Genomic DNA, 11,714 nt, shown 5'->3' on the forward strand with positions numbered 1-11,714 from the left:
CGCGCATCGCGGCGCGGCAATTGGCCAAACGGTCAAAGTGCGCGATTATCGTTCAAGTCCGTGCGTTAATCGCACGATTTTCGGGTTTGCACTAGGCGGGGCGTCGCGCAGTCCGTTCGGCCGATGTGTGCCGCCGTGAACGGTTTGGTTAAAATCGGCACCATTGATAACATCGCGCGGAACAGTCGCAGGCCCGGACGCCGCGCACGCGGGGTCGCGATGGCGGGCCCGCGCTACACCCTCATCGACCTCGCTTGTCCCCGGAGACTGGAATGCCTGGCACTCATCCCCCCCTGTCCAGCGATACGCCGCCTGTCGAGAACCCGGCCGCCAATCCGCTCGGGATGGCCGGGCTAGAATTCGTCGAATTCGCAGCGCCCGTGCCGGACGCGCTCGCGCAACGCTTCGAGCAGCTCGGGTTCAAGGCGATCGCCCGGCACGTCAGCAAGGCCGTCACGCTGTACCGGCAAGGCCGGATGAATTTCCTGATCAACGCGGAGCCCGATTCGTTCGCCGCGCGTTACGCGGAGGAGTACGGCATGGGCGTATGCGCGATCGGCCTGCGCGTCGCCAGCGCGCGGCGCGCGTTCGAGCGGGCGATCACGCTGGGCGCGTGGGCGTTCGAAGGCGAGCGGGTTGGCGTCGGCGAGCTGAAGATTCCGGCGATCCAGGGCATCGGCGATTCGCATCTCTATTTCGTCGACCGCTGGCGCGGGCGCGACGGCCAGCGCGGCGGCGTCGGCGACATCTCGATCTTCGACATCGATTTCCGGCCGATCGACGTCGCCACCGCGCATACCGATCTTGATTTCGTCGGCACCGGGCTGCAGCAGGTCGACCACTTCACGCAGACGGTCGGCGCGGGGCGAATGCAGGAATGGCTGGATTTCTACCACGACCTGCTGCATTTCCGTGAAATCCATGAAATTGACCCGCACTGGCACGTGTCCGAGGAATCGCGCGTGATGGTGTCGCCGTGCGGCGCGCTACGGATTCCGGTCTACGAGGAAGGCACGCGGCGCACCGAGCTGATGCACGCCTACCTGCCCGACCATCCGGGCGAGGGCGTGCAGCACGTCGCGCTCGCGACCGACGACATCCTGTCGTGCGTCGACGCACTGCGCGCGAACGGCGTCGAATTCATCGAGCCGCCCGCACGCTACTACGACACGGTCGATGCGCGGCTGCCGGGGCACGGTCTCGATCTCGACGCGCTTCGGCGCCGCGCGGTGCTCGTCGACGGCGAAATCGGCGACGACGGCGTGCCGCAGCTGTTCTTCCAGACGTTCGTCAAGCGGCGGCCGGGCGAGATCTTCTTCGAGATCGTCCAGCGGCAGGGGAACCACGGGTTCGGGGAGGGGAACCTTGCGGCGCTTTCGCAAGCGCGCGACGTTGGCTGAATGGCCGTCTTCCTCGTATCCGGCGCCGCGCTTTACATTACCTGACAGCAACCAGACGTGTCCGGTGGTCGCGGAATCCGGCCGCTGCACGCGACGTTCCGCGACTCGCCGGCGCCAACTGGGGCAATCCGATTCGGGATTGCGATGACATCAATGCTTGCATCCTGCCGGTGAGGCGCTCTCATTGATAGCAAATCCGACTCGAGGGATGTATGGCGAATCTACTGGTACGTAACGTGGATGACAGCATCGTTCAGAGCCTGCGCGAGCAGGCTGCGGCGCATGGCCGGAGTGTGGAGGCCGAGCATCGGGCCATTCTCGCGAGTGCGCTCGCCCGGCCGAAGCGCAGGACCTTCGCGGAAGTGCTGAAGTGCATCCCCGATGTTGGCGAAGACACGGATTTCGAGCGTGTGCAGGATTCCGGCGAGGCCAGGCATGTTTTTGATTGAATCATTCGATCGGACAGAGAGCTTTGTCTCATACGGGGCCGAACTCATTCGGAACCCATTAAGAATCCACCTTCACCCGGATCGGTTCAACACCCTGTGCGTCGACATAGATCGCAGTGACGTAGTCGACATGTAGGCGCCTGTTTTCCTTCACCGGTCACGGCTTACGCAATTTGTCTCGCTGTCCACGGGCTGTGTTTCGTACATGCTCGACGTGAATCGCCGCATCGCGGTTCAGTTCCTTGGCGCGCTCGATCGCTCGCTCGGAACCGGGCTTGGGTCAGGGCGAATTGCTGCCACCGTCCTGCGGATACCCACGGCCGCCGCACGGCTCTGCATGAGCCGACGGTGCAGAGAGGGCCGCATAGGTGCCGACGGTACCGCCGACCACGGTCAGCAGGGCAACGGCAAGCAGGAAACTCTTCATGACGTGTTTCATGGTTTCTCCCCGGGCAGCAGCGATGCTCATCCAAAGTCTAGTTCGCCTATTGCTCGCCGCAGAAGATCGAAATTCCTTTAACAGTCAATGCAGCAGGTGATTTTTCGTCAAAATTTCCGCCCAACCAATTGAAAACAAAAGGAAAAATCCTGATCGCCCAGCCTATTTGATTGATACGAACGTCATCAGCGAAATCAGAAAGGGAAAGCGAACCAACAACGGCATGCGGGCATTCTTTCGGCAAGCCGAAGCCGGCGCGAGCGCCCTTTACCTGTCCGTCGTGACGGTGTCCGAATTGCGGCGGGCGTCGAGATGATCCGTCATCGCGGCGATGTCCGGCAGCCGTCGACGCTCGAAGCAGGGCTGGAGACGCTTCTGTCCGACTATGCGCCGAACATCCTGCCGGTCGATATCGAGATCAGCCAGATGTGGGGGATGCTGCGCGCCCCCATCCAGCGCAAGAACTGGACAAGCTGATCGCAGCCACCGCGCTGATCAACGACCTCACGGTCGTGACCCGCAATGTCGGCGATTTCGCGAGAACCGGCGTGAGATTGCTGAATCCGTTCGACTAGGGAAGTGATCCGGCCCATCTCTGCAGCGCCCGTCGCAGCAGGCCCGGCGACGCCATGCGACGCCTCATCGCACCGAAAAAACTTGACGCGACGACCTGTACCGGGTAGTGTCCGTGACCGAAGTCTTCAAGAAGCTCGATTGCTCATCATTGGCCGCTGCTTGCGGCAGTCGTTGGTCTCTCCCTCTTCGATTCTTTGTCTGTTGCCATCAACTGGCACGACCATTCGTTTGTTTTAAGGAAGTATTTATGGATACCGGTACCGTCAAGTGGTTCAACGAAACCAAGGGCTTTGGTTTCATCACGCCGGACAAGGGCGGCGATGACCTGTTCGCGCACTTCTCCGAGATTCGTGGCACGGGTTTCAAGACCCTCGCCGAAAATCAGAAGGTCAGCTACGAAGTGAAGCGCGGCCCGAAGGGCCTGCAGGCGTCGAACATCACGCCGCTGTAAGTCGTATCGGCACCGGTCGCCCGCAGGGCGGCCGGTGCCGCAGGGATTCTTCGCGCGGCACTTGCCGCCATGGCGGATGCGGTCGGTTCACGACGGCAATCGCCTCACTTTCAAGCGTCCAGCACGCATGGACGCGCACGTATCGCCGGCGAAAGAGACGGCACGTCGCGACATTTGCGACGCACCCATCGTCAGGCGCTCCATTCATCGCGTGCTCGAACGACGCGCAACGAAACACCTTGGCGAAGCGTCAGTCGCATCGCACCGCATCGAGACAATCGAAGCAACTCAAGCACGCCGAGGCCATGCCGAAGCCGGCGCGGCCTTGATCCTGGCGGCACTCATGGCACCGCCTTCCGATCGCACCAAACGGCGACGCGTCGGGCTCGGAACTCGAGCCGGATCAACCGCTCGTCTGCACGAACGCATGCGCTCGACATCGAGCCGTATTACCCGCCCTTTGCGAGGGAGCAGCGCTCGACGGACCGTTGCAGCTGCGGTCAATCATCTTGTCTGGAGGAATTGGTTTGGCAAAAGAAGAACTGCTGGAATTGGACGGAATCGTGGACGAAGTGCTGCCGGACAGCAAATATCGCGTCACGCTGGAAAATGGCGTGGTGGTCGGCGCGTATGCATCGGGCCGCATGCGCAAGAACCATATCCGCATTCTCGCGGGTGACCGCGTGACGCTGGAATTGTCGGTCTACGACCTGACGAAGGGGCGCATCAATTTCCGGCACAAGGATGACCGCTCGCCGGCCCGGCCGCCGCGGAGCGGACAGCCGCGCCGCTGATCAGTCGCAGCGGATGCAAGCGGCGGGCGGAATCCGCCGCTCGAATCCATCTGATGCAGCGGGGAAGCCCCCCGCGTCGTGATGTCGTCACGGTTGATCCGTGACGGCAAACGACTGATCTTTACGTGAGTGCCGGCCGAACAGTACACTCGTCGGCACTCCGCGACCGACACGCCTTACAACGCTTTCAACAATCGGCCACGCAGCCCGGCGAATCCAGCTGTCTCTCGAACGACGGAAGGAGGCTCCATGTGTGCAGACGCAGCGGCCGCATCAACGTCAGTCCAGTCGCCTATCCAGCATGTATTCGTATTGATGCTGGAGAACCGGTCGTTCGACCATCTGTTTGCGTTGTCGGGCATACCCGGCATCGTTGCCGCCACTGCGGCGAGTGCCAACGCCTTTGGGGGCAACGTCTATCCGTTCGGCGGCGGCGCGCCCGCGCAGATGCCCACCGATCCCGGCCACGAGTTCACCGACGTCGTCGAACAGCTCTGCGGCGCGGGCGTCTCCTTCCGGCCAGGCGAGCCTTATCCGCCGATCGACAATTCCGGCTTCGTGTCGAACTACGCGACGACCCACAGCGAAGGTGCGCCACCGCAAGCGGCCGACGTCGGCAAGATCATGCAGGCCGTCGATACCCGCACCCAGGTTCCGTCGCTGTACCAACTGGCCACGTCGTTCGTGCTGTGCGACGGCTGGCATGCGTCGGTGCCCGGCCCGACCTGGCCGAACCGGTATTTCGTGCACGGCGCGTCGTCGGCGGGCCTCGACCACTCGCCGACCAAGGAAGAAATGGGCGGCTGGGAAACCGTCGATGGTTTTTCGTATCCGAAAGGCTCGATCTTCGACGCGCTGGGCGACGGCCGCTACCGGCTCTACCAGGACCAGTCGGGGTCGCCGTTCGGACGCGTGCCGCAGGTGGCATCGCTCAAGGGCATCAGCTTCTTCGACGTCGACGACCTCGCGCATTTCGAAGCGGACCTCGCGGCCGGCTACACGGCCCGCTACACGTTCATCGAACCGGGCTACGGCAATATCGTGGAGGGTACGTACGAGAACGGCACGTCGCAGCATCCGATGGACGGCCTCGCCGGCGGCGATCAACTCGCGGCACGGGTCTACAACGCGATCCGCAATTCGCCGCTGTGGGAAAGCAGCCTGCTCGTGATCCTCTACGACGAGCATGGCGGCTTCTACGATTCCGTTGAACCGGGCGCGGCGCCACCGCCAAACGACGGCGCGGCCGCCACGCTGAACGCGAACGGGTTCGGGTTCGACGTCTACGGCGTGCGCGTCCCCGCGATCGTCGTGTCGCCGTGGGTCGCGCGTGGCCAGGTCGACCACACCGTGTACGACCACAGTTCGGTGCCCGCGACCGTCGAGCGCCTGTTCGGCCTCCAGCCGCTGACCGGCCGCGACCGCAACGCGAACGACCTGCTGTCGCTGATCACGTCGACCTGCCGCACGGATTGCCCGCCGAGGATCGGATCATGACCCAGGACGCTACCCAAGTCCCGCGCGACGACGAGCCGCTGCGCGACGGCACGAGCCTGATCGCCTACCTGCACATCCTGAAGAAAGCGCATGCGGCGCTGGTCGGGCACGACCGGGCGCATCAGCGTTTCGGCGAGGTCGTCACGCGCGGCCAGGCAAAAAAGTACATCGCGGAACTGATGCCGCAGTTGCTCCAAGAGCGCGACGTGCATCGGCGACGGCGCGGCGCGCGACACCACGGTTCGCATTGAACCGCCCGACACGCTGATCCTGATTTCGGCTGCAAGCGCAATGGTTCGGCACGGCGACGAGCGTGCGCTACCTCACACTCGGCTCGTTCGCCGGGCGCGTGTTCGACGGCACCGGGACGGCAACCTTGCGGCGCGCAACCCGATACCGCCGTCGCTCCGATCTAATCGATCAGTATGACGAAAAGAAACTGCGATTCGCAGCGGCACGCTCAAGACTTGCCGCCCGCTCGGCGGCCAGACGGGTCGCCGCCACGGTCCGGCGGCGTATTGTTCTGATCGATCTTCGCGAGCACGAGACCTTGAGTAGAGGGAAGGGTGACGGGCATGCGAGACACCGTGTGCGCGATCCCAGCCTGCGCCGCGGCGGGTGGGGAACTGAATGACGTAGCGCCCGGTTGAGCGAACGCCGAAACGGAAACGGCCGCTAGGACGGCGGCGATCGCGTGCGTGTTCATGGCAACTCCTTTCGCGACGAAACTGCGTAACAACTCATTCAGTCTAGGTCGCGAAACTTAACGTCACGTGAAGGTGTGACGTCGCGCGCATGACAACATCTTCAACGCGTCGGGCCTTGCGTGATCATGCAGGCACTCGCCAAAAAAAGCGTCCCGCTTCAGCAATTCTTCAGTCGAAACCACGGTCCGCGATCAACGTCGTTCGCTGCAGATTCGCGTCGCATTTGCATGGGCTCGGCAACATGAACGATCGCGCGTCGACGTCTTGCACGTTGCGAGAAAGGAAATGGTTCTGCGCGTTGCTCACGCGGCGCGCGCGGACACGTATTACTCCCGATTGCCGCACGCGCTTTCTTGCGCCGTGGCGTGCTCTGGTCAGATGTTTGTGTGCGCAACCTAATTCAGGGTTTGCCGCATTAGCGAAAACGCGAACGTGCTCAAGATACCGGCATGCTCGTTGCGTGCATTCGGCGCGCGCCGGCTTTACCGTATCCGCGAAACCCTTGCTGGACAGGGATGTGCTGCGAGCAGAGACATGCGGCACCCGGAACGCGCGAGTAAAAATTACGCTCACGCAACGCGCGTGCCCGCGCGCCGGCGTGCGACTTCCTTGCTGCAACGCAACGCCGACGCGAGTTCGGCGATGGTATGCTGGCCATCATGTAGTTGTACGTCAGGTTGCATGCATGGCGAAACTCGCGTTCGCATATTCCAACGAGACATCCAGCCCGCTCGCCCGCATCACGGCTCAGACACGCGCACCGCTCGCGCGGTTCGTCCTGCGCGCCGTGTTCGCAGCAACCTGCCGCCCGATCATCCTCCCCATCTCGCGGGCCCAGCCCGCTTCCCCCATCCCTGCCCGATAAATCTGGAGACATTCTCATGGAGCGAAACACCACGGCCGAAGCGATGCACGGCGCGAAAATCGCACCGCCGACCTTCGTCAAGCATCGTGGACTGATCGAATGGGTCACGCGCATCGCTGAACTCACCGAACCCGAGCGCGTCGTGTGGTGCGACGGCTCGCAAGCCGAATACGACGCGCTGTGCAACGCGATGGTCGAACAGGGGACGCTCACGCGGCTCAATCCCGCGAAGCGTCCCAATTCGTTTCTGGCGCAGTCCGATCCGTCGGACGTCGCACGCGTCGAGGACCGCACGTTCATCTGCACGCCGTCGCACGACGACGTCGGACCGACCAACAACTGGATCGCGCCCGAGGAAATGCGCACGACGCTCGACGGGCTGTTCCGCGGCGCGATGCGCGGCCGCACGCTGTATGTCGTGCCGTTCTCGATGGGCCCGCTCGGCTCACCGATCGCGCATGTCGGCGTCGAGCTGTCAGACAGCCCGTACGTCGCGGTGAACATGCGGATCATGACGCGCATGGGCCGCGACGTGTACGACGTGCTCGGCGAGGACGGCGAGTTCGTGCCGTGCGTGCACAGCGTCGGCCATCCGCTCGAAGCGGGCCAGAAGGACGTGCCGTGGCCGTGCAACCCGGTCAAGTACATCGTCCACTTCCCGGAAACGCGCGAGATCTGGAGCTTCGGCTCCGGCTATGGCGGCAACGCGCTGCTCGGCAAGAAGTGCTTCGCGCTGCGCATCGCGTCGACGATGGGCCGCGACCAGGGCTGGCTCGCCGAGCACATGCTGATCCTCGGCGTGACGTCGCCGGCCGGCAAGAAGTATCACGTCGCGGCGGCGTTCCCGTCCGCTTGCGGCAAGACCAACTTCGCGATGCTGATTCCGCCGAAGGGCTTCGACGGCTGGAAGGTCACGACGATCGGTGACGACATCGCGTGGATCAAGCCCGGCCGCGACGGCCGACTTTACGCGATCAACCCCGAGGCGGGCTTCTTCGGCGTCGCGCCCGGCACCGGCGTGAAGACCAACCCGAATGCGATCTCGACTCTGAAGGAAGGCGTGATCTTCACGAACGTCGCGCTGACCGAGGACGGCGACGTGTGGTGGGAAGGGCTGACCGACGCGCCGCCCGCGAAGCTGACCGACTGGCAGGGCAACCCGTGGACGCCCGAGATCGGCAAGGAGACGGGCCGCAAGGCCGCGCATCCGAATTCGCGCTTCACCGCTCCGGCCGCGCAATGCCCGTCGATCGACGGCGAATGGGAAGACCCCGCGGGCGTGCCGATCGACGCGTTCATCTTCGGCGGCCGCCGCTCGACGACGGTGCCGCTCGTCACCGAGGCGCGCGACTGGGTCGAAGGCGTATACATGGCCGCGACGATGGGTTCAGAGACGACCGCGGCGGCGGCCGGCCAGCAGGGTATCGTGCGACGCGATCCGTTCGCGATGCTGCCGTTCTGCGGCTACAACATGAGCGATTATTTCGGCCACTGGCTGAAGCTGGGCGAGCGGCTCGCCGCGAGCGGCGCGACGCTGCCGAAGATCTACTGCGTGAACTGGTTCCGCAAGGGTGAGGACGGCAAGTTCGTGTGGCCGGGCTTTGGCGAGAACATGCGCGTGCTGAAGTGGATGCTCGATCGTCTCGAAGGGCAAGGCGGCGGCGCCGAGCACGCGTTCGGCGTGTCGCCGGCCTACGACGACCTGCACTGGGACGGACTGAACTTCACGCGCGCGCAGTTCGATACGGTCACGTCGATGAATACGGCCGAGTGGCGCGACGAACTGATGCTGCACGCGCAGTTGTTCGACACGCTGAAGCTGCGCTTGCCGGCCGCGCTGCTCGATACGATGAAGCGGATCGAACAGCGCATCGGCGCGTAGTAGCCAGCCGCGCCGGCCACCGGTGCCGGCGCGGGATTTTTTTATGCGCGCCGGCAACGGGTTGCCGTGCGCGCCACTGCGCCCGCGCGTCAGCCGAGATCGAGCGCGTTCGTCAGATCCCCCGGCGGCGTCTGGCCGCGCGCGGCGAACGCCTGGTTGCGCGCGACCACGCCGTCGAGCGGCGCGAGCCCGTGCACGCGGCTGATGAAGCGCAGGATCGAGTTCGTGTCGTACAGCGTATGGTCGACGTAGCCCTTCTTTGCGAACGGCGCGATCACCAGCGCCGGAATCCGCGAGCCCGGCCCCCAGCGGTCGCCGAGCGGCGGCGCGACCGGATCCCACCAGCCGCCGTTCTCGTCGTGCGTCATGATGATCACCGTGTTCGCCCACTGCGGGCCACGCCGGATGTGCTCGATCACGGTCGCGATGTGCCGGTCGCCCGACGCGATGTCCGCGTAGCCCGCATGCATGTTCAGGTTGCCCTGCGGCTTGTAGAACGTGACCGCGGGCAGGCGGCCCGCATCGATGTCCGCGAGCAGCCGGTTGGTCGACGGCTCGTCGCCGAGGCCCGCGTCGCGCAGATGGCGGCGGCGCGCTTCGGTGCCCGGCGCGTACTTGACGAAGTAGTTGAACGGCTGGTGGTGATACTGGAAGTCGGGCACGTCGCCGGTGTCGCGGTGCTCGAGCGCGTACTGCCATGCGCCGCTGTACCACGCCCAGTCGATGCCCTTGTCCGACAGGCGGTCGCCGATCGTCGCGTAGCCCTGCGGCGGCAGCACGCGATGGTCGTCCGGGTCGGCATACGCGGCGTTGCCTTCGGCGGGCGGCGGCACATAGCTCGGCTGGTACGGCGGCGCCATCGTGTTCACGCCGTAGCCGTCGGGCGTCAGCGCGCCGTCGCCCGCGAACTTCGGCGGGCCGTCGAGCGCGGAGGCCGGCGAATCGGCGGCCAGCTTCAGGCGCGTGCCGGTCGGGGCGTCGCCTTCGACCGCCGACAGCAGCTTCGCCGCTTGCGGATGCTTGTGCGCGTCCGGATACAGCGGCGGCTGCGCGCCGATCAGATACATGTGGTTGAGCCACGAGCCGCCGAATGCAGCCATGAAGAAGTTGTCGCACAGCGTGTACTGCTGCGCGAGATTCCACAGCCGCAGCGTGTCGGCCGAATTGCGGTAATGCCCCATTACGAGGCCGCCGGAATCGGCCCACGCGACGAACTGGTCGTTGCGGCCCGCGTTGATCTGCATCTGGTTCTGGTAGAAGCGGTGCCACAGGTCGCGCGTGATCACGCTGTTCGGCAGCGGCTTGCCGTGCGCATCGCGGATCAGGAACGGCGCGTTCGGCAGCTTCTCGATGTCGCGCTCGCCGATCATGTAGCGCGTGCCGTCGACTTCCTGCGCCTGCGGCACGAGGCCGCCCCAGATCTTCGGCAGGACCGGCAGCGGGGTCTTGCCGTCGCGGTCGAGCTGGCGCGCCTGCGCGGGCGGCACCGCGCTCAGCGGATGCTGCACGCCGGGGAAATCGCCGTACAGGTTCGCGAAACTGCGGTTTTCCGCGTAGATCACGACGATGTTGCGCACGTGGTGGCGCAGCGCGTCGTCGAGCCGGAGATCGGCGGCCGAGCGCGGCGGCGTGCCGGCGAGCGGCGAGGTTTCGCAACCGGTTAGCGCAACGCTCGCGCCGAGCGCGGCGATGCCGCCGAGCATGCGGCGGCGGTCGGGATCGTCAGGAAGGTCGTCGGGCCGGGCGGGGGTGTCGTTCACGTCGTGTGCTCCTCGGATGGGCGGATGGATGTTGTCGTTCGATGCGCGGTCGCGTCGTGCGGGCGGCCGCGGAGGGGACAGCAATCGCGGTTGCGCGCCGGAACCGCCGCGGCGCGCGTCGCGTTGTCACAGAACTGTCACGAACGCGACTATAACGCGACGAGGGTCGGAGTTGAAAGGCTAGGGTCTGTTCACATATGGAACACGCCGGCCGCGCCCGCGGTCGCGCGACCCGCGACCGCGAACTAGACTGGATTTACGAGCCGCATGCAATCGCGGGCTGCGCGGACGAGACCGCGGCATGCGACGCGACAGAGTCGGTCAAGGGCGCGCGAACGCGCAAGCGCCCATTCCTTTGACGAAACGAGGCGACGATGAACCACTCGAACTCCACTCCCGGACAGTCGGCGATGCGGCGCGACCAGCGGCCGCCCGCGCATACCGACGACAGCTATCACGCGCCGAAGCGGCTCAAGACCGCGACCCGTTGCACCACGTGCGGCGCATCCTACGACGACGGCCGCTGGACCTGGCACGACGCGCCCGTCGACGCGAAGGCGCAGCAGTGCCCGGCCTGCAAGCGCACCGAGGATAATGCGCCGGCCGGCGAACTGATCCTGAGCGGCGCGTACCTGGACCGCCGCCGCGCGGACATCCTCGCGCTCCTCAATCATCAGGCGGATGACGAAACCCGCCAGCATCCGCTCGAACGGATCATGGAAATCGACGACGGCAATGCGTCGCTGACGGTCCGCACGACCGGCGTGCACCTGCTGCGGCGCCTGGGCAAGGCGATGCTGCGCGCCCACCACGGCAAGCTGACGCTGCACTACCCGGACGGCGAAGGCATGCTGCGGGCCGAGTGGATGCGCGCGGACGCGTAGGAGAAGCGAA

At 65.1% G+C, this 11,714-nt stretch carries 12 protein-coding genes and 1 pseudogene; 9 read left to right on the forward strand and 4 right to left on the reverse strand.

Features of this window, described 5'->3' with window-relative positions; translation table 11 throughout:
- The first annotated feature begins 272 nt into the window (after window positions 1–272).
- Window positions 273–1,400, forward strand: a complete 1,128-nt coding sequence (locus tag B7P44_RS25250) for a 4-hydroxyphenylpyruvate dioxygenase family protein (RefSeq protein WP_084908671.1) — start codon at window positions 273–275, stop codon at window positions 1,398–1,400.
- 212 nt (window positions 1,401–1,612) lie between these two features.
- The gene (locus B7P44_RS25255) at window positions 1,613–1,849 is read left to right on the forward strand and encodes a FitA-like ribbon-helix-helix domain-containing protein (protein WP_084908672.1); all 237 of its coding nucleotides are present in this window, start codon (window positions 1,613–1,615) and stop codon (window positions 1,847–1,849) included.
- Between the two features lie 280 nt (window positions 1,850–2,129).
- On the opposite strand, the gene B7P44_RS37245 is transcribed toward B7P44_RS25255, so the two are convergent.
- Window positions 2,130–2,288, reverse strand: coding sequence for a hypothetical protein (locus tag B7P44_RS37245; RefSeq protein ID WP_167389823.1), 159 nt, complete (start codon window positions 2,286–2,288; stop codon window positions 2,130–2,132).
- 46 nt (window positions 2,289–2,334) lie between these two features.
- Window positions 2,335–2,532 (reverse strand): hypothetical protein, encoded by a 198-nt coding sequence (locus B7P44_RS37250; protein WP_162296931.1) that lies wholly within the window; start codon window positions 2,530–2,532, stop codon window positions 2,335–2,337.
- Between B7P44_RS37250 and B7P44_RS25260 the strand changes: the two are divergent.
- The 5 genes and pseudogenes from B7P44_RS25260 to B7P44_RS25280 all read left to right on the forward strand — a co-directional run bounded on the left by B7P44_RS25260 (window position 2,512) and on the right by B7P44_RS25280 (window position 5,857).
- A pseudogene (locus B7P44_RS25260) lies at window positions 2,512–2,863 on the forward strand (PIN domain-containing protein). The gene B7P44_RS37250 and the pseudogene B7P44_RS25260 sit on opposite strands and share 21 nt — an antisense overlap.
- Before the next feature lie 248 nt (window positions 2,864–3,111).
- Window positions 3,112–3,315 carry a cold-shock protein gene (locus B7P44_RS25265; protein WP_010089472.1) on the forward strand — a complete coding sequence of 68 codons (204 nt, stop codon included), beginning with the start codon at window positions 3,112–3,114 and terminating at the stop codon, window positions 3,313–3,315.
- Between the two features lie 527 nt (window positions 3,316–3,842).
- Window positions 3,843–4,109: a translation initiation factor IF-1 gene (infA, locus tag B7P44_RS25270; protein WP_010089473.1), complete on the forward strand. Its 267-nt coding sequence runs from the start codon at window positions 3,843–3,845 to the stop codon at window positions 4,107–4,109.
- Window positions 4,110–4,358: 249 nt separating this feature from the next.
- Window positions 4,359–5,606 carry an alkaline phosphatase family protein gene (locus B7P44_RS25275; RefSeq protein ID WP_084908673.1) on the forward strand — a complete coding sequence of 416 codons (1,248 nt, stop codon included), beginning with the start codon at window positions 4,359–4,361 and terminating at the stop codon, window positions 5,604–5,606.
- Window positions 5,603–5,857 (forward strand): hypothetical protein, encoded by a 255-nt coding sequence (locus tag B7P44_RS25280; protein WP_084908674.1) that lies wholly within the window; start codon window positions 5,603–5,605, stop codon window positions 5,855–5,857. The genes B7P44_RS25275 and B7P44_RS25280 overlap by 4 nt, the downstream gene beginning before the upstream one ends.
- A gap of 209 nt (window positions 5,858–6,066) precedes the next feature.
- Here B7P44_RS25280 and B7P44_RS25285 read toward each other — a convergent pair whose 3' ends face one another.
- Window positions 6,067–6,312, reverse strand: coding sequence for a hypothetical protein (locus tag B7P44_RS25285; protein WP_084908675.1), 246 nt, complete (start codon window positions 6,310–6,312; stop codon window positions 6,067–6,069).
- Between the two features lie 882 nt (window positions 6,313–7,194).
- Between B7P44_RS25285 and B7P44_RS25295 the strand changes: the two genes are divergently transcribed.
- Window positions 7,195–9,060, forward strand: coding sequence for a phosphoenolpyruvate carboxykinase (GTP) (locus B7P44_RS25295; protein WP_084908676.1), 1,866 nt, complete (start codon window positions 7,195–7,197; stop codon window positions 9,058–9,060).
- An 89-nt stretch (window positions 9,061–9,149) separates the two neighbouring features.
- Here B7P44_RS25295 and B7P44_RS25300 read toward each other — a convergent pair whose 3' ends face one another.
- Complete coding sequence (locus tag B7P44_RS25300; protein WP_084908677.1) at window positions 9,150–10,820, reverse strand: acid phosphatase; 1,671 nt, start codon at window positions 10,818–10,820, stop codon at window positions 9,150–9,152.
- A 374-nt stretch (window positions 10,821–11,194) separates the two neighbouring features.
- Here B7P44_RS25300 and B7P44_RS25305 point away from each other — a divergent pair, with 374 nt between their 5' ends.
- Window positions 11,195–11,704: a BCAM0308 family protein gene (locus B7P44_RS25305; protein WP_084908678.1), complete on the forward strand. Its 510-nt coding sequence runs from the start codon at window positions 11,195–11,197 to the stop codon at window positions 11,702–11,704.
- Window positions 11,705–11,714 lie beyond the last annotated feature (10 nt).

Source organism: Burkholderia ubonensis subsp. mesacidophila (genome assembly GCF_002097715.1).
Lineage (GTDB): Bacteria > Pseudomonadota > Gammaproteobacteria > Burkholderiales > Burkholderiaceae > Burkholderia > Burkholderia mesacidophila.

Excerpts from the sequence above, each read along its gene's own strand:
- B7P44_RS25250 (WP_084908671.1), top strand. The coding sequence starts at position 273 with ATGCCTGGCACTCATCCCCCCCTGTCCAGCGATACGCCGCCTGTCGAG.
- B7P44_RS25255 (WP_084908672.1), top strand. The coding sequence starts at position 1,613 with ATGGCGAATCTACTGGTACGTAACGTGGATGACAGCATCGTTCAGAGC.
- B7P44_RS37245 (WP_167389823.1), bottom strand. The coding sequence starts at position 2,288 with ATGAAACACGTCATGAAGAGTTTCCTGCTTGCCGTTGCCCTGCTGACC.
- B7P44_RS25265 (WP_010089472.1), top strand. The coding sequence starts at position 3,112 with ATGGATACCGGTACCGTCAAGTGGTTCAACGAAACCAAGGGCTTTGGT.
- B7P44_RS25275 (WP_084908673.1), top strand. The coding sequence starts at position 4,359 with ATGTGTGCAGACGCAGCGGCCGCATCAACGTCAGTCCAGTCGCCTATC.
- B7P44_RS25280 (WP_084908674.1), top strand. The coding sequence starts at position 5,603 with ATGACCCAGGACGCTACCCAAGTCCCGCGCGACGACGAGCCGCTGCGC.
- B7P44_RS25285 (WP_084908675.1), bottom strand. The coding sequence starts at position 6,312 with ATGAACACGCACGCGATCGCCGCCGTCCTAGCGGCCGTTTCCGTTTCG.
- B7P44_RS25295 (WP_084908676.1), top strand. The coding sequence starts at position 7,195 with ATGGAGCGAAACACCACGGCCGAAGCGATGCACGGCGCGAAAATCGCA.
- B7P44_RS25305 (WP_084908678.1), top strand. The coding sequence starts at position 11,195 with ATGAACCACTCGAACTCCACTCCCGGACAGTCGGCGATGCGGCGCGAC.